Raw genomic sequence first — 17,143 nt, 5'->3', positions numbered from 1 at the left:
CATAGCGGAACCGGCGACGGGCACCCGGCGGACAGCGAGCCGGGTGCCCTCGTGGTGCCCGTGGTGAGGACCGCGGGTGCGCCCCGCCACACCCTTAGCTAAACTAAGCAAAACAAGTGCTCCATGGTGCGCCGGGAAGTCTGGTCGGCATGCGTTCAGCCCTGCCCACCGACCGGAGGTCTCCCCCATGACCGCGCCCCGCCCCAGCGCCCCCCGCAAGGTCCTCGGCCGGCTCTCGCTCCTCGAGCGGACCTATGTGGCGGACGCGCTGCGCACCGAGACCCTCGGCGGGGTGCTGCTGCTCGCCGCCGCGGTCGCCGCGCTGCTGTGGGCGAACATCCCCGCCCTGCACGACAGCTATGAGAGCGTCTCCCACTACCACCTGGGTCCCGCCGCCCTCGGACTCGACCTGTCCGTCGCACACTGGGCCGCCGACGGGCTGCTCGCGGTCTTCTTCTTCGTCGCCGGGATCGAGCTCAAGCGGGAACTCGTGGCGGGCGACCTGCGCGACCCGAAGGCCGCCGCGCTGCCCGTCGTCGCCGCGCTGTGCGGCATGGCCGTACCGGCGCTCGTCTACACCGTCACCGCCGTCGCGGGGGGTGGCTCCCTGGCCGGCTGGGCCGTGCCGACCGCCACCGACATCGCGTTCGCACTCGCCGTCCTCGCGGTCATCGGCACCTCCCTGCCGAGCGCGCTGCGGGCCTTCCTGCTCACGCTCGCCGTCGTCGACGACCTCTTCGCGATCCTGATCATCGCGGTGTTCTTCACCGCCGACCTGAACTTCGCGGCGCTCGGCGGAGCCGTCGCGGGGCTGGTGCTCTTCTGGCTGCTGCTCCGCAAGGGCGTGCGCGGCTGGTACGTGTACGTGCCGCTGGGCCTCGTCGTCTGGGCGCTGATGTACAACAGCGGCGTCCACGCCACCGTCGCCGGTGTCGCCATGGGCCTCATGCTGCGCTGCCACCGGCACGAGGGCGAGGACCGCTCCCCCGGCGAGCGCATCGAGCACCTGGTACGGCCCCTGTCGGCGGGGCTCGCCGTGCCGCTGTTCGCCCTGTTCAGCGCGGGCGTCGCGGTGTCCGGCGGGGCGCTCGCCGACGTATTCACGAAGCCGGAGACCCTCGGTGTCGTCCTCGGTCTCGTCGTCGGCAAGGCGCTCGGCATCTTCGGCGGCACATGGCTGACGGCCCGTTTCACCCGGGCCTCGCTCAGCGACGACCTCGCCTGGGCGGACGTGTTCGCGGTGGCGAGCCTCGCCGGTATCGGCTTCACCGTGTCGCTGCTCATCGGCGAACTCGCCTTCGACGGCGACCCGACGATGACGAACGAGGTCAAGGCCGCCGTCCTGCTCGGCTCGCTCATCGCCGCGACACTCGCGACGGTCCTGCTGAAGATCCGCAACGCCACGTATCGCCGCCTGTGGGAGGAAGAGGAGCGCGACGAGGACGCCGACGGCATCCCGGACGTCTACGAGGAGGACGACCCGGCGTACCACCTGCGGCTCGCCGCCCTCTACGAGCGCAAGGCCGCCGAGCACCGCAGGATCGCCCAGGAGAAGGCGGCGGCGCGCCACGGGCTTGCCGAAGTGCCGGGCGGGGCAGGCGAGGACCACCACCGTCCGGCATGATCTGACGAGACGGTACAAAAGACGGGACCGTACGCAGTCAGGCCGTACCCAGTCGGACGACTGCGGCGGGTCAGGAACAAGACGCGGAAAACGGACCGTACGCAGAAGAGGGAGACCGCGATGAGCGCACCCGACGGCAGCCCGGTCGGCGCCGAACGCAGCATCGGCCAGCTGTTCGCCTCGGCGACGGCGGAAATGTCGGCGCTGGTGCACGACGAGATCGCGCTGGCCAAGGCACAGCTCAGGCAGGACGTGAAGCGCGGTGCGACCAGTGGCGGCGCCTTCTCGGCGGCCGGCGCGGTACTGATCTTCTCCCTGCCGATGCTGAACTTCGCGCTGGCGTACGGCATCCGCACCTGGAGCGACTGGAACCTCGCGGTCTGCTTCCTTCTGTCGTTCGCGGCGAACGTGCTGGTCGCCGGGGTGCTCGCGCTGATCGGCGTGACCTTCGCGAAGAAGGCCAAGAAGGGCAAGGGCCCGCAGAAGGTCGCCGCGTCGATGAAGGAGAGCGCGGTCGTGCTGCAGAAGGCCAAGCCGCACCCGCGACCGGAGCTCCCGCAGGACCGGGTCCCCGAGGCCATCGAGGCTGTGGCACGCTCGTCGTCATGACGGGCTCCTCCATCCCTGCGGGACAGACACCTTCGGAACCAGCGGCTCCGGCCGTCCTGCTGGACGGCCCCTGGAGCCATCGCGACGTCGCCGCCAACGGCGCCCGCTTCCACATCGCCGAGCTGGGCGACGGGCCGCTGGTGCTGCTGCTGCACGGCTTCCCGCAGTTCTGGTGGACCTGGCGGCACCAGCTGGTGGCACTCGCCGACGCGGGTTTCCGGGCCGTCGCCATGGACCTGCGGGGCGTCGGCGGCAGCGACCGCACACCGCGCGGCTACGACCCCGCCAACCTGGCGCTCGACGTCACCGGCGTCATCCGCTCCCTCGGCGAGCCGGACGCCGCGCTGGTCGGCCACGACCTGGGCGGATACCTCGCGTGGACGGCGGCCGCGATGCGCCCCAAGCTGGTGCGGCGGCTGGCGGTCGCGTCCATGCCGCATCCGCGGCGCTGGCGTTCGGCCATGCTGCGGGACGTCAAGCAGACCCGCGCCGGTTCACACGTCTGGGGGTTCCAGCGGCCCTGGATCCCGGAGCGGCAGCTCACCGCCGACGACGGGGCGCTGGTGGCGGAGCTGATCCAGGAGTGGTCCGGGCCGCGCCCGCCCGAGGACGAGGCCCTGCAGACGTACCGCCGGGCCATGTGCATCCCCTCCACGGCGCACTGCGCGGTCGAGCCGTACCGCTGGATGGTGCGCTCCCTGGCCCGCCCGGACGGCATCCAGTTCAACCGGCGGATGAAGCGGCCCGTGCGGGTGCCGACGCTCCATCTGCACGGCTCGCTCGACCCCGTGATGCGCACGCGCAGCGCGGCCGGGTCCGGCGAGTACGTCGAAGCCCCCTACCGCTGGCGTCTGTTCGACGGCCTCGGGCACTTCCCGCACGAGGAGGACCCGGTCGCGTTCTCCTCGGAACTCGTCAACTGGCTGCGGGATCCCGAGCCCGACCGGTGACCGGGCGACCCCGCCGCGTACCGGCCCGGGAACGCTTGTCCTACGAATGGCCAATTGCCCGGCGCATAGGCCAATTGGACGCCTCGGGAGCGGTTATCGACCATGGGGCGGGGGCACACGTCGGGGTATGGGCTGGACGCACGACTACAGTGACGCAACCCGCAATCGCCGCTCGGCGAGCGGTACGAACCCCCACCAGCGAAGCGGCGCACCGCAGATGGTGACCGCGGATCCCAGGGTGGGGATCCCGCGCATCCTCCGCCGCCGGGCCCGCTGGGTCTCCGTACGTCTGCGCCATACACGCGATTGAGACATCACTCGCGCGAGTGACACCCCGACACCTGCGGCAACGGCGCCGCGTCTGCTGCGTGGTCCGAACGACAGGGCCTGACGACAGGCCCTAGAGGGCGCAGCTGTCGCTGCCCACCTGCCGGTTCGCGGTGCGCCCCTTGGTGATGTCCTCCTGGATCTCGTCCACGGTCAGCGCGTATCCCGTCTTGGCGTCGTCGAGCGACTTGGCGAACACGACGCCGTAGACCTTGCCGTCGGGTGTGAGCAGCGGGCCGCCGGAGTTGCCCTGACGGACGGTCGCGTAGAGGGAGTAGACGTCGCGGCGGACCGTGCCCCGGTGGTAGATGTCCGGGCCGTTGGCGGTGATACGGCCGCGGACGCGCGCGGCCCGCACGTCGTACGACCCGTTCTCCGGGAAGCCCGCGACGATCGCGTTGTCGCCGCTGCTCGCGTCCTTCGGGGTGAACCGCAGCACGGGCGCCTTCAGGTCCGGCACGTCGAGCACGGCGATGTCACGCCGCCAGTCGTAGAGCACGACCTCGGCGTCGTACTTCCTGCCCTCGCCGCCGATCTGCACGGTCGGCTCGTCGACTCCGCCCACCACGTGCGCGTTGGTCATCACGCGCCGGTCGGAGAAGACGAAGCCGGTGCCCTCCAGGACCTTGCCGCAGCTCGGGGCCGTGCCCGTGACCTTGACGATGGAGCGCTGGGCGCGGTGCGCCACGGGGCTGCCGGCGAGCTCGGGGTCGGGCGGCTGGACGTCGGTGATGGGCTCGTTGGAGAACGGGCTGAAGACCTGCGGGAAGCCGTTCTGCGCGAGGACGGAGGAGAAGTCCGCGAACCAGGTGGCCGCCTGGTCCGGCAGGGCCTGCGAGACACCCAGCAGGACCTTGGAGTTGCGGACCTCCTTGCCGACCGTCGGCAGGGTCGTGCCCGCGAGGGCGGATCCGATCAGCCAGGCGACCAGCAGCATCGCCATGACGTTGACCAGGGCGCCGCCGGTGGCGTCGAGGGCCCGGGCCGGGGACCAGGTGATGTGCCGGCGCAGCTTGTTGCCGAGGTGCGTGGTCAGGGCCTGGCCGACGGAGGCGCACACGATGACGACGACGACCGCGACCACGGCGGCGGTCGTGTTCACCTCCGCGTTGTCCGTCAGCGCGTCCCAGATGACGGGCAGCACGTAGACCGCGACGAGGCCACCGCCCAGGAAGCCGATCACCGACAGGATGCCGACGACGAACCCCTGGCGGTATCCCACGACCGCGAACCACACGGCGGCGACCAGCAACAAGATGTCCAGCACGTTCACGAAGGCCACCCTGTCATGCGCGCCAGTCGAGGGGGACCTGCTTCTCGCGGTCCCAGGGGCGCTCCCAGCCCGCGAAGTGCAGCAGGCGGTCGATGATTCCGGCCGTGAAACCCCAGACAAGGGCTGATTCGACCAGAAATGCCGGTCCTCGGTGGCCACTGGGGTGGACGGTGGTCGCGCGGTTGGCGGGATCCGTGAGATCCGCCACGGGGACGGTGAAGACCCTGGCGGTTTCGTTCGGATCGACCACCCCGACCGGGCTCGGCTCGCGCCACCAGCCCAGCACGGGGGTGACGACGAAGCCGCTGACCGGGATGTAGAGCCGGGGCAGGACGCCGAAGAGCTGGACGCCGGAGGGGTCGAGGCCGGTCTCCTCCTCCGCCTCGCGCAGGGCGGCCCGCAGCGGGCCGTCGCCGTACGGGTCACCGTCCTCCGGGTCCAGTGCGCCGCCGGGGAAGGAGGGCTGGCCGGCGTGCGAGCGCAGGGAGCTCGCGCGTTCCATGAGCAGCAGCTCCGGACCGTGCGCGCCCTCACCGAAGAGGACCAGCACGGCGGACTGCCGCCCCGCCCCGTCCTCCGGCGGCAGGAACCGGCTCAGCTGCGTCGGGCGGACGGTCTCCACGGCGTGCACCACGGGGTCCAGCCAGCCGGGCAGGCCGTCCTTGCTCAGCGCCACCTGCCCGCCCTGTGTGTCGCTCGCACGCGTCATCGCCACCCCCGTCGTCCTGCCGCGTCCAACGCACGACGCCCCTGAGATCGTTCCGCGCGCACCCGGGATCGCCTGAACGGGCGGCGCGTACGGCTCTGCGGGCGGCGCGTCGGATCCACCGGGTGGTGCGCGAAGCCTCCCGGGGCGCGCATCGGGCCCGCCTGGTCACCCGTCAAACCCCTCCGGGCGCGCGTCAGGCCGCTCCGGGCGCTCGCCGTACCGCTCAAGCGCGGGGCGCACGCCGTGCCGCTCGGGCGCGGGGCGCACGCCGAGCCCCTGAGGTGGCGCCACGAGCCCCTCGGGTTTCCCATCGGGCCCCTCCGCCGGCTCGGGTGGCTCATCCGGCCCCCAGGGGCGGCGCCGGCTTGCCGCCCGCGTCCAGGTAGGCCTGCGGAGGCTTCAGACGCTGGCCGGGCAAACCGCCCTTCTCGTACTTGAGGAGCTTCTTCGCCTTCTCCGGGTCGGTCTCGCCCTCGCCGTACGCCGGGCACAGCGGAGCGATCGGGCAGACGCCGCACGCGGGCTTGCGGGCGTGGCAGATGCGGCGGCCGTGCCAGATCACGTGGTGCGACAGATCCGTCCAGTCGCTCTTCGGGAAGAGCGCGCCGACGGCCGCCTCGATCTTGTCGGGGTCGGTCTCGCCGGTCCACTGCCAGCGGCGCACCAGCCGCTGGAAGTGCGTGTCCACCGTGATGCCGGGGCGGCCGAAGGCGTTGCCCAGCACGACGAACGCGGTCTTGCGGCCGACACCGGGCAGCTTCACCAGGTCCTCGAGCCGGCCGGGTACCTCGCCCTTGAAATCCTCGACCAGCGCCTTCGACAGCCCTATGACGGACTTCGTCTTGGCCCGGAAGAAGCCGCACGGGCGGAGGATCTCCTCCACCTCCTCGGGGTTGGCGGCGGCCAGGTCCTCCGGGGTCGGGTACTTCGCGAAGAGGGAGGGTGTCGTCTGATTGACGCGCAGGTCGGTCGTCTGGGCGGACAGGACCGTGGCGACGACCAGTTGGAAGGGGTTCTCGAAGTCCAGCTCGGGGTGGGCGTACGGAAAGACCTCGGCGAGCTCGCGGTTGATACGGCGGGCCCGGCGGACCAGGGCGGTACGCGACTCGTCGCCCGGCGGGTGGACGACGGCCTTGGCGGGCGCGGTGCCCTTGACCCGGGCGGTGGCCTTCTCGGGCGCGACCACGACCTTCTTGGCCGCGGGCGCCTTCTTCACGGAGGCGGCCTTCTTCGCCGGAGCGGCTTTCTCCGCGGAGGCCGCCTTCTTGGCGGAAGCGGCCTTCTTCGCCGGGGCTGCCTTCTCGGCGGAGGCCCCCCGCTTCGCGGAAGCGGCCTTCTTCACGGCCGCCGTCTTCTTCACTGGTTCCGCCTTGTTCTGTTTCGCCGTTTTCCTACCGCCATCGGGGCCCTGTTCGCCCACAGCGGAATCGCGACGTACAACCACCCGCGCAGCCCCCTCGGCCTGTGCTCTCACCGGCGATTTGGACACCCGGCCAGCCTACGGCCCGGCACCGGCATCCGGCCCGGCCCCTGAAGATCGGCGCCCAATTGGACCCCTGCCGCGTACCCCGGGACACGTGTGCGGCATCCTTGTGACAGATCACACTGTTTGGACCGCCCGACAAAATGGGCACCACGGTCCCTCGGTACACGGGGGAGCAAGATCCCCTGAGCAGGTCGACAAGGAGAGAACTCGTGGACGACGTTCTGCGGCGCAATCCGCTCTTCGCGGCGCTCGATGACGAGCAGGCCGCGGAGCTCCGCGCCTCCATGAGTGAGGTGACCCTCGCCCGCGGTGACTCGCTGTTCCATGAGGGCGACCCCGGTGACCGCCTGTACGTGGTCACGGAGGGCAAGGTGAAGCTCCACCGCACGTCCCCCGACGGCCGCGAGAACATGCTGGCCGTGGTCGGCCCCGGCGAGCTCATCGGTGAGCTCTCGCTGTTCGACCCGGGCCCGCGCACCGCGACCGCCACGGCACTGACCGAGGTCAAGCTGCTCGGCCTCGGCCACGGCGACCTCCAGCCCTGGCTGAACGCCCGCCCGGAGGTGGCCACGGCGCTCCTGCGCGCCGTCGCGCGCCGGCTGCGCAAGACCAACGACGCCATGTCCGACCTCGTCTTCTCGGACGTCCCGGGCCGTGTCGCCCGCGCCCTGCTGGACCTGTCGCGCCGGTTCGGCGTGCAGTCCGAGGAGGGCATCCACGTCGTGCACGACCTCACGCAGGAGGAGCTGGCCCAGCTGGTCGGCGCGTCCCGTGAGACGGTCAACAAGGCCCTCGCGGACTTCGCCCAGCGCGGCTGGCTCCGTCTGGAGGCCCGCGCGGTGATCCTCCTGGACGTGGAGCGCCTCGCCAAGCGCTCACGCTGACGCGCACCCTGCCGTACGTCATCGGGCCCCGTCTCCTCACGAGACGGGGCCCGACGTCGTCAAGGAAGCGAAAAGCGCGTCCCAGGGCGGCTCTGCTCACGGCACGGTGAGCGCATGACCGGCAGCACTGCCCACCACCGCCCCGGACTCGACGCGCTGGGCTTCCTCACGCGGGAGGGCTCTCTCGCGCGCGTGCCCCCGGCCTTCCGTCCGGTCGTCACCGCGACACGCGACCGGCTGGCCGGCGTGTTCGGGCACCGGCTGCACAGCGCGTACCTCTACGGGTCGATACCGCGCGGCACCGCGCGTGTGGGCCGCAGCGACCTGGACCTGCTGCTCGCCCTGCACGAGGAGCCGACCGGGGCGGACCTGGACGACGCCCGGGCACTCGGCGCGTCGTTGGACGAGGAGTTCGGGCACATCGACGGGCACGGCACCCTGCTGTTCAGCCGGGCGCGGCTGCTGAGCGACCTGGAGAGGCACGACCTGGGCTGGTTCGTCGCCTGCCTGTGCACCCCGCTGCTGGGCGAGGATCTGGCCGCGTGCCTGCCGCGCTACCGCCCCGACTCGCTGCTGGCCCGCGAGACCAACGGCGACCTGGCCCTGCTCCTCCCCCGCTGGCGACGGCGGATCGCCGAGGCGGACGACACCGAGGAGGCCCGGCGGCCCCTCGTCCGCTTCATGTCCCGGCATCTGGTCCGTACCGGCTTCACGCTCGTCATGCCCCGCTGGAACGGCTGGACCAGCGACCTGCACGAGATGGCCGGGGCCTTCGCGGGGTACTACCCCGAGCGGGGCGAGCAGATGCGGGCCGCGGCCGCCCTGGGGCGGGAGCCGGCCGGGGACGCGGCCGTGCTCGCGGCACACGTCGGCGATCTGGGCCCCTGGCTCGCCGGGGAGTACGCGCGCGTGCACGGCGTCAAAGCACCGCGTCCCGAGGGGCCCTAGATGAGCCCGTGCTCCTCCAGGTAGTCCATCTGGGCCCGGACCGACAGTTCCGCCGCGGGCCACAGGGAGCGGTCCACGTCGGCGTAGACGTGGGCGACGACCTGCGCGGGGGTGCGGTGGCCGTCCTCCACGGCCGTCTCGACCTGGGCGAGGCGGTTGGCGCGGTGGGCGAGGTAGTACTCGACGACACCCTGGGCGTCCTCCAGGACCGGGCCGTGGCCCGGCAGGACCGTGTGGACGCCGTCGTCGACCGAGAGGGAGCGCAGGCGGCGCAGGGAGTCCAGGTAGTCGCCGAGACGGCCGTCGGGGTGGGCCACGACCGTCGTGCCACGGCCGAGGACCGTGTCCCCGGTGAGGACCGCCCGGTCGGCCGGGAGGTGGAAGGACAGGGAGTCGGCGGTGTGGCCGGGGGTCGGTACGACGCGCAGTTCCAGCCCGCCGGTCGTGATCACATCTCCGGCGGCCAGGCCCTCGTCGCCGAGGCGCAGGGCCGGGTCGAGGGCACGCACGCGCGTGCCGGTCAGTTCGGCGAAGCGGTCGGCGCCCTCCGCGTGGTCGGGGTGGCCGTGGGTGAGCAGGGTGAGGGCGACGCGCTTGCCGGCCTGCTCGGCCGTGGCCACGACCCGCCGCAGGTGCCCGTCGTCCAGGGGCCCCGGGTCGATCACCACGGCCAGGTCGGAATCGGGCTCGGAGACGATCCAGGTGTTGGTGCCGTCCAGGGTCATCGCCGAGGCGTTCGGAGCCAGGACGTTGACGGCCCGTGCGGTGGCGGGCCCGGAGAGGACCCCGCCGCGGGGCCGGCCGGGAAGGGCGCTTGCGTCCGTCATGCGGTGGCTCCACCCGTCGGGATGTGCTTGGTGAACTCGTCGTGGCCCGGCCAGGAGAGCACGATCTCCCCGTCCACCAGGCGGGCGGTGGCAAGGACGGGCGTGAGGTCCCGGCCCGGGGCGGCGTCGAGCGCCCCGGCGGCCGTCTCGTACGCCGTCAGCTGGCGCAGGGTGGCGATCGTCGGCGGCATCATCAGCAGCACGCCCTCGTCGTACCCGGCCGCCGCCTCGCGCGGGGCGATCCACACCGTGCGGTCGGCCTCCGTGGAGGCGTTGCGGGTGCGCTGCCCCTTCGGGAGCGCGGCGACGAAGAACCAGGTGTCATAGCGGCGGGCCTCGAACTCCGGGGTGATCCAGCGGGTCCAGGCGCCGAGCAGGTCGGAGCGCAGGACCAGGCCGCGGCGGTCCAGGAACTCGGCGAAGGACAGGTCCCGGGCGACCAGGGCGGCCCGGTCGGCTTCCCAGTCGGCGCCGGTGGTGTCGCCGACCACCGAGTCGGAGCTCGGACCGGCGAGCAGGACGCCCGCCTCCTCGTAGGTCTCGCGCACGGCCGCGCAGACGATCGCCTGGGCCGCCGTCTCGTCGACGCCGAGCCGCTCGGCCCACCACGCGCGCGTGGGGCCCGCCCAGCGGACGTGGTGGTCGTCGTCACGCGGGTCGACACCGCCGCCCGGATACGCGTACGCGCCTCCGGCGAAGGCCATGGAGGCGCGTCTGCGCAGCATGTGGACGACGGGGCCGCTGCCCGTGTCCTTCAGCAGCATGACGGTGGCCGCGCGCTTCGGGGTCACCGGGGTGAGGGTGCCGGCCGCGAGTGCGCGGATGCGGTCCGGCCACTCCGGGGGGTACCACTGACCGTTCGCCATGGGCGCGAGGCTATCCCGTGACGGGCGGATGTTCGAGTGGCCCCCGGGGACGGATTCCGCAGCTGGGACCCGCTGACGGGTCCCGCGGGGTGTTATGCGAGCTCCACCTGGATCTCGACCTCGACCGGTGCGTCCAGCGGCAGCACCGCGACGCCCACCGCACTGCGCGCGTGCACGCCCTTGTCGCCGAGGACCTCGCCGAGCAGCTCGCTCGCGCCGTTCAGCACCGCGGGCTGGCCCGTGAAGTCGGATGCCGAGGCCACGAAGCCGACGACCTTCACCACACGCGCGATGCGGTCCAGGTCACCGGCGACGGACTTGACGGCGGCCAGGGCGTTCAGCGCGCACGTGCGTGCCAGCTCCTTGGCCTCCTCGGCGGTGACCTCCGCACCGACCTTGCCGGTGACCGGAAGCTTGCCCTCCACCATCGGGAGCTGCCCGGCGGTGTAGACGTACGGGCCGGACTGCACGGCCGGCTGGTACGCGGCGAGCGGCGGGACCACGTCGGGCAGGCTCAGGCCGAGCTCGGCCAGCTTCGCCTCGACGGCGCCCACTACTGCTTCTCCCGCTTCAGGTAGGCGACGAGCTGCTCGGGGTTGTTCGGCCCGGGCACGACCTGGACGAGCTCCCAGCCGTCCTCGCCCCAGGTGTCCAGAATCTGCTTCGTGGCGTGGACGAGCAGCGGCACGGTTGAGTATTCCCACTTGGTCATGCGGCCGACTCTAGCCGCTGGTGGCCGGGGGGCACGCGGCCCACCACCGCACCGGTTGTCCACAGCCTCCCGCGTAGCCCGGGCGCGGACTGGTTAGGCTCGAATACGTGAGCAGGCTCCAGGTCGTCAGCGGCAAGGGCGGTACCGGCAAGACCACGGTGGCCGCGGCCCTAGCGCTGGCCCTGGCCACGGAGGGGAAGCGGACGCTTCTCGTCGAGGTCGAGGGCCGTCAGGGCATCGCGCAGCTCTTCGAAACGGAGGCGCTGCCTTACGAGGAACGGAAAATCGCGGTAGCACCCGGGGGCGGGGAGGTGTACGCCCTCGCCATCGACCCCGAACTGGCCCTTCTGGACTACCTCCAGATGTTCTACAAGCTGGGCAGCGCCGGACGGGCCCTGAAAAAGCTCGGCGCGATCGACTTCGCCACCACCATCGCGCCCGGCCTCAGGGACGTCCTCCTGACCGGCAAGGCGTGCGAGGCGGTGCGCCGCAAGGAGCGCAGCGGACGGTTCGTCTACGACTACGTGGTCATGGACGCCCCGCCGACCGGGCGGATCACGCGCTTCCTGAACGTGAACGACGAGGTCGCGGGCCTCGCCAAGATCGGCCCGATACACAATCAGGCGCAGGCCGTGATGCGGGTGCTGAAGTCGCCGGAGACGGCGGTGCACCTGGTGACGCTGCTGGAGGAGATGCCCGTCCAGGAGACCGTGGACGGCATCGCCGAGCTGCGTTCGGCCCGGCTGCCGGTGGGCCGGATCATCGTGAACATGGTCCGGCCGGAGGTGCTGGACGAGACCGACCTGGAACTCCTGCGGACCGTCCCGCGTTCCACTGTCGCGCGGTCCCTGTCGTCCGCGGGGCTCGGCGGGGCGCGGCGCGGGGGGCACGCGGAGCGGCTGGTGGACCCGCTGCTCACGCAGGCCGAGGAGTACGCCGAGCGGTACACGCTGGAGCACGAGCAGCGTGCGGTCCTCGCCGAGGTGGGCCTGCCGCTGCACGAACTGCCGCTGTTCGCCGAGGGCATGGACCTGGCAGGGCTGTACGAGCTGGCCCGCGAGCTGCGCGAGCAGGGCGTGTCATGAGCCGACACGGACAGGGCACGCGGGCAGGGCGTGTCATGAGCCGGCAGCGGCAAGGCACGCGGGCAGGGCGTGTCATGAGCCAGGTCGGACAGGCAGGACCCGTCATGAGTCGGAAGCAGGGGATGTCATGAGTCGTCCGGACCCGGCCCACCACCATCTGTCGCCGACGCGCCTGCTCGACATCGATCCGCTGCTGGAGGACCCGCAGACCCGGATCGTGGTGTGCTGCGGCTCGGGCGGGGTCGGCAAGACCACGACCGCGGCGGCCCTGGGCCTGCGTGCGGCCGAGCGGGGCCGCAAGGTGGTCGTGCTGACCATCGACCCGGCCCGCAGACTGGCCCAGTCCATGGGCATCGACTCACTCGACAACACCCCGCGCCGGGTGAAGGGCATCGACGACACGGCGGGCGGCGAGCTGCACGCGATGATGCTCGACATGAAGCGCACCTTCGACGAGATCGTCGAGGCGCACGCGGACCCCGAGCGGGCGGCCGCCATCCTGGGCAACCCCTTCTACCAGTCGCTCTCGGCGGGCTTCGCGGGCACGCAGGAGTACATGGCGATGGAGAAGCTCGGGCAGCTGCGCGCCCGGGACGAATGGGACCTGATCGTCGTCGACACACCGCCGTCGCGTTCGGCGCTGGACTTCCTGGACGCGCCCAAGCGGCTCGGTTCCTTCCTGGACGGCCGGCTGATCCGGCTGCTGACGGCACCGGCGAAGCTGGGCGGCCGCGCCGGGATGAAGTTCCTGAACGTCGGGATGTCGATGATGACCGGCACCCTCGGCAAGCTGCTCGGCGGTCAGCTCCTCAAGGACGTCCAGACGTTCGTGTCGGCGATGGACACCACCTTCGGCGGCTTCCGAACCCGCGCGGACGCGACGTACAAGTTGCTCCAGGCGCCCGGCACGGCGTTCCTCGTGGTCGCGGCCCCGGAGCGGGACGCGCTGCGCGAGGCCGCCTACTTCGTGGAGCGGCTGGCCGCGGAGGACATGCCGCTCGCCGGTCTGGTGCTCAACCGGGTGCACGGCAGCGGCGCCGGCCGGCTGTCGGCCGAGCGGGCGCTCGCCGCCGCGGAAAATCTTGAAGAGCCCCGCATTGTGGATCAGGAGGACGGGAAGGCACTACTTCGTAACTCCCCCGACACACAGGACAGTTCAGGCTCTCCCACGCCCGGGACACCAGCTCTGGCATCGGCTCCCGAAGGTGGCTCCCCCACCGAGCACGCCGACGACACCGAGCCCACCGGGGACACGGAGGACGCCGAGGACGCCGAGCGGTCCGTCGACCAGCTCACGGCAGGCCTGCTCAGGCTGCACGCCGATCGCATGCAGCTGCTCTCCCGTGAGCAGCGCACGCGTGACCGCTTCATCGCGCTCCACCCCGAGGTGGCCGTGACGGAAGTGGCCGCGCTGCCCGGGGACGTGCACGACCTCGCGGGCCTGCGCGACATCGGCGACCGGCTGGCGGCCGACGAGCGTGAGCTTCCGGACCCCGCAAACCAGCCGGAACCGCCCGAGGCGACCGCCTGAGGGCAACCCGAGGCATACGCCTGAGGGCCACGCAACGAGGACAACCCGGCGAGGACACCCCGAGGCGAGTGCTGGGGCAACCCGGCGCGCAGGCAAGGGCGCTTGAGCGACGGCGCGGGTGGCGCCGGGCTCACCGGTGACGGCGAAGGGCCCGGCCAGGGGCCCTCAGACCTGGACCTGGGGAGCTCCCGGAGGGCCTCAGCTCACCGCCGCGTAGTTCTCGTAGATCTCGTCGTCATCGAGGGGCATGACACCGCACCCCCGCTCGTACTCCGTGCGCGCCGTCTCCAGCAGCCGGCGCCAGGAGGTCACGGTGGGACGCCTGCGCAACAGCGCGCGGCGCTCCCGCTCCGTCATGCCTCCCCACACGCCGAACTCGACGCGGTTGTCGAGCGCGTCGGCCAGGCACTCCGTCCGCACCGGGCATCCGGTGCACACCGCCTTGGCCCTGTTCTGCGCTGCTCCTTGAACGAACAGTTCGTCCGGATCGGTAGTGCGGCAGGCCGCCTGCGCACTCCAGTCGACTACCCAGCCCATACCGGCGCCGTCCTCTCCCGAATCGAGGCTCCCCCACGGCGGCAGCGGCATATTCACCGCCGCCAGTTGAGGACGTTACGGAAGGTGGGCACAGCGCAACACCCCCAGCGGGCCCAATCTTGAATGGTCCGAACGGACTATGGGTAAGCGGCAGATCACCCGGGGGAGTGAGCTGGTGACATACGTAACTATTCCGGCAAACCGGGACAGTTCAGCTGCGTCACATCGGACGCCGTATGACACACAAGGCGGATTCGGACACGCCCCCAACAAAAAAGTCGGGGAACACCCAGAACGATTCGGGGTCGCCGGACGTATTGATACGTGACCTCACTGCTGTGACAGTTGAGAGCAGCTTAGGCCAAGGCCTATACGCCTGTCCGGCGAATGAGAACGTAGGCTGCCCTCATGCCAAAGAAGCGCTCGGGCGGTGGTCTGTCTCCCACGCAGCAGGCCGCCAAGTTCCTCGGTGTCAGTGTCCTCGCGGGGGCCGTGCTGGCCGGCATCGCGCTGCCCGCAGTCGGTGCGCTGGGGCTGGCGGCCAAGGGATCGGTCGAGAGCTTCGACGAGCTCCCGGTCAACATGAAGACCCCGCCGCTGAGTCAGCGCACCACCATCCTCGACGCCGACGGCGGCCAGATCGCCACGGTCTACTCGCGCGACCGCACGGTGGTCCCCCTCAAGGACATCTCGCCGTACATGCAGAAGGCGATCGTCGCGATCGAGGACTCGCGCTTCTACCAGCACGGCGCCGTCGACCTGAAGGGCGTCCTGCGCGCCCTCGACAAGAACGCGCGCAGCGGCGAGGTCGCCCAGGGCGCCTCGACGCTGACGCAGCAGTACGTGAAGAACGTCTTCGTCGAGGAGGCGGGCGACGACCCGACGAAGGTCGCGCAGGCCACCCAGCAGACCATCGGCCGCAAGATCCGCGAGCTCAAGTACGCGATCCAGGTCGAGGAGGAACTGGGCAAGAAGAAGATCCTCGAGAACTACCTGAACATCACGTTCTTCGGCCAGCAGGCCTACGGCATCGAGGCCGCCGCACAGCGCTACTTCTCCAAGTCCGCCAAGGACCTCACCCTCGAACAGTCGGCCCTGCTCGCCGGCATCGTCCAGTCGCCCAGCCGGTACGACCCGGTCAACGACGAGGCCGAGGCGATGAAGCGCCGCAACACCGTGCTGCAGCGCATGGCGGCCGTCGGCGACATCTCCGGGGCGCAGGCCGCCGAGGCGGCCAAGGCACCGCTCGGTCTGAAGGTCAGCAAGCCCAAGAACGGCTGCATCACGGCGGCCAGGGGTGCCGGCTTCTTCTGCGACTACGTGCGCGAGGTCTTCCTGACCGACCCGGTCTTCGGCAAGACCAGGGAGCAGCGCGCGAAGATCTGGAACCAGGGCGGCCTCACCATCCGCACGACCATGGACCCGCAGGCCCAGAAGGCCGCGCAGCGCTCCATCAAGGACCACGTCTACAAGAGCGACGAGGTGGCCACCGCCGCCTCCATCGTCCAGCCCGGCACCGGCAAGATCCTCGCCATGGGCCAGTCGCGTCCGTACGGCTTCAAGAAGAACGAGACGCAGATCAACCTCTCCGTCGACCAGTCGATGGGCGGCGGCATGGGCTACCAGCCCGGTTCGACGTTCAAGCCGATCGTGGCCGCGGCGGCCCTGGAGGACGGCATGCCGGCGAACAAGGTGTACGCCTCGCCGTACCAGATGGCGTACCCGAGCCCGGTCTCGGCCTGTGACGGCAAGCGGTGGGTCAACGACCCCAACAGCCCCGCCAAGCTCCAGAACGAGAACTCCTCCGAGGTCGGCCCGTACGACATGCGGGAGGCGACCGCCAAGTCGGTCAACACCTACTACGTGCAGATGATCAGCGACATCGGCATCTGCCCCGTGACGACCATGGCGAAGAAGATGGGCGTCGTGCGGGCCGACGGCGACAGGATGCCGCAGGTGCCCTCCATCGCCCTGGGCACCCAGGAGATGTCCCCGCTGACCATGGCGAACGCCTACGCGACCTTCGCCTCGCGCGGCATGCACTGCACACCGGTCGCCATCGAGTCGGCCAGCCGGCGGGTCGGCGACAAGACCACGTCGCTCGAGGTCCCGAAGTCGACCTGCTCGCGCGCGATGTCGGAGAACACCGCCGACACCATCAACACGCTGCTGAAGGGCGTCGTCGAGGACGGCACGGGCACCAAGGCGGGCCTCGGCAGCCGCCCGAGCGCCGGCAAGACCGGTACGACGGACGAGCGCTACGCGGCCTGGTTCGTGGGCTACACGCCGAACATGGCCGGAGCGGTCTGGGTCGGTGACCCCGCGCACAAGCGGAAGATGTCCGGCATCACCATCGGCGGCCGGTCGTACGGCAAGGTCTTCGGTGGCGAGGTCCCCGGTCCGATCTGGCGCGACATGATGTCCGGCGCGCTGGAGGGCAAGCCCGTCGAGAACTTCAACACCGTCCACATCCCCGACAGCAAGCCGCGGGACCGCGGGGACGACGACAACGACGACGGCCGCGAGGACGGCGGCAACGGCGACAACGACGGCTTCATCGGCGGTCTGGTCGGCGGCAACAACAACGGCGGAGGCGGCGAGCCCATCCCGACACCGTCCTTCTCCATCCCGGAGGGCTTCTTCCGTGGACAGAGCAACGGCGGCGGCAACGGAAACGGCGGCCGGTTCGGCTGAGCCGGCGGTGTGACGGAACGACCACGGCCCCCTCCCACCCGTGCGGGTGGGAGGGGGCCGTGGTCGTACGGCTGAACGGTC

Annotated in this window: 17 protein-coding genes; 9 read left to right on the top strand and 8 right to left on the bottom strand. The window is 71.2% G+C overall.

From position 1 onward, the window contains the following. The first annotated feature begins 187 nt into the window (after positions 1–187). The 4 genes from nhaA to AB0937_RS01730 all read left to right on the top strand — a co-directional run bounded on the left by nhaA (position 188) and on the right by AB0937_RS01730 (position 3,493). Entirely contained in the window at positions 188–1,624 is a 1,437-nt protein-coding gene (gene nhaA, locus AB0937_RS01745) for a Na+/H+ antiporter NhaA (protein WP_366708955.1), read from the top strand. Positions 1,625–1,744: 120 nt separating this feature from the next. Beyond that, positions 1,745–2,233, top strand: a complete 489-nt coding sequence (locus tag AB0937_RS01740; protein WP_184560815.1) for a phage holin family protein — start codon at positions 1,745–1,747, stop codon at positions 2,231–2,233. Then, the gene (locus tag AB0937_RS01735; protein WP_366708954.1) at positions 2,230–3,183 is read left to right on the top strand and encodes an alpha/beta hydrolase; all 954 of its coding nucleotides are present in this window, start codon (positions 2,230–2,232) and stop codon (positions 3,181–3,183) included. The genes AB0937_RS01740 and AB0937_RS01735 overlap by 4 nt, the downstream gene beginning before the upstream one ends. Before the next feature lie 127 nt (positions 3,184–3,310). Next, positions 3,311–3,493, top strand: a complete 183-nt coding sequence (locus tag AB0937_RS01730) for a hypothetical protein (RefSeq protein WP_079129072.1) — start codon at positions 3,311–3,313, stop codon at positions 3,491–3,493. A 90-nt stretch (positions 3,494–3,583) separates the two neighbouring features. On the opposite strand, the gene AB0937_RS01725 is transcribed toward AB0937_RS01730, so the two are convergent. The 3 genes from AB0937_RS01725 to nth form a co-directional block, all read right to left on the bottom strand. After that, a complete protein-coding gene (locus AB0937_RS01725) occupies positions 3,584–4,783 on the bottom strand; it encodes a MarP family serine protease (protein ID WP_366708953.1) in 1,200 nt (399 codons plus the stop codon). 13 nt (positions 4,784–4,796) lie between these two features. After that, on the bottom strand, positions 4,797–5,492 hold the full coding sequence (locus AB0937_RS01720; protein WP_366708952.1) for a CoA pyrophosphatase: 696 nt from the start codon (positions 5,490–5,492) through the stop codon (positions 4,797–4,799). 337 nt (positions 5,493–5,829) lie between these two features. After that, the gene (gene nth / locus AB0937_RS01715) at positions 5,830–6,852 is read right to left on the bottom strand and encodes an endonuclease III (RefSeq protein ID WP_366708951.1); all 1,023 of its coding nucleotides are present in this window, start codon (positions 6,850–6,852) and stop codon (positions 5,830–5,832) included. 335 nt (positions 6,853–7,187) lie between these two features. Between nth and AB0937_RS01710 the strand changes: the two genes are divergently transcribed. Next, positions 7,188–7,862 carry a Crp/Fnr family transcriptional regulator gene (locus AB0937_RS01710; RefSeq protein ID WP_010031945.1) on the top strand — a complete coding sequence of 225 codons (675 nt, stop codon included), beginning with the start codon at positions 7,188–7,190 and terminating at the stop codon, positions 7,860–7,862. Positions 7,863–7,976: 114 nt separating this feature from the next. Beyond that, positions 7,977–8,810, top strand: a complete 834-nt coding sequence (locus tag AB0937_RS01705; protein ID WP_366708950.1) for a nucleotidyltransferase domain-containing protein — start codon at positions 7,977–7,979, stop codon at positions 8,808–8,810. Here AB0937_RS01705 and AB0937_RS01700 read toward each other — a convergent pair. From AB0937_RS01700 to AB0937_RS01685, 4 genes are all read right to left on the bottom strand, one after another. Beyond that, complete coding sequence (locus AB0937_RS01700; RefSeq protein WP_366708949.1) at positions 8,807–9,637, bottom strand: MBL fold metallo-hydrolase; 831 nt, start codon at positions 9,635–9,637, stop codon at positions 8,807–8,809. The genes AB0937_RS01705 and AB0937_RS01700 overlap by 4 nt on opposite strands. Next, entirely contained in the window at positions 9,634–10,503 is an 870-nt protein-coding gene (locus tag AB0937_RS01695; protein WP_366708948.1) for an NUDIX hydrolase, read from the bottom strand. Before AB0937_RS01695 ends, AB0937_RS01700 begins: the two co-directional genes overlap by 4 nt. Before the next feature lie 92 nt (positions 10,504–10,595). Beyond that, positions 10,596–11,057 (bottom strand): RidA family protein, encoded by a 462-nt coding sequence (locus tag AB0937_RS01690; RefSeq protein ID WP_053669671.1) that lies wholly within the window; start codon positions 11,055–11,057, stop codon positions 10,596–10,598. Continuing rightward, entirely contained in the window at positions 11,057–11,215 is a 159-nt protein-coding gene (locus tag AB0937_RS01685) for a DUF4177 domain-containing protein (protein ID WP_097218487.1), read from the bottom strand. Before AB0937_RS01685 ends, AB0937_RS01690 begins: the two co-directional genes overlap by 1 nt. 107 nt (positions 11,216–11,322) lie before the next feature. Between AB0937_RS01685 and AB0937_RS01680 the strand changes: the two genes are divergently transcribed. Then, the gene (locus AB0937_RS01680) at positions 11,323–12,300 is read left to right on the top strand and encodes an ArsA-related P-loop ATPase (RefSeq protein WP_366708947.1); all 978 of its coding nucleotides are present in this window, start codon (positions 11,323–11,325) and stop codon (positions 12,298–12,300) included. A gap of 127 nt (positions 12,301–12,427) precedes the next feature. Continuing rightward, positions 12,428–13,831, top strand: coding sequence for an ArsA family ATPase (locus AB0937_RS01675; protein ID WP_366708946.1), 1,404 nt, complete (start codon positions 12,428–12,430; stop codon positions 13,829–13,831). Between the two features lie 198 nt (positions 13,832–14,029). Here AB0937_RS01675 and wblA read toward each other — a convergent pair whose 3' ends face one another. After that, complete coding sequence (gene wblA / locus AB0937_RS01670; RefSeq protein ID WP_234750049.1) at positions 14,030–14,368, bottom strand: transcriptional regulator WblA; 339 nt, start codon at positions 14,366–14,368, stop codon at positions 14,030–14,032. 408 nt (positions 14,369–14,776) lie between these two features. Here wblA and AB0937_RS01665 point away from each other — a divergent pair, with 408 nt between their 5' ends. Next, complete coding sequence (locus AB0937_RS01665; protein WP_366708945.1) at positions 14,777–17,062, top strand: transglycosylase domain-containing protein; 2,286 nt, start codon at positions 14,777–14,779, stop codon at positions 17,060–17,062. Positions 17,063–17,143 lie beyond the last annotated feature (81 nt).

This window comes from Streptomyces sp. NPDC047880 (assembly GCF_040706515.1).
GTDB lineage: Bacteria > Actinomycetota > Actinomycetes > Streptomycetales > Streptomycetaceae > Streptomyces.
Note: the sequence above shows the minus strand (reverse complement) of the source record. Positions and strands in the feature narration are given on the sequence as shown.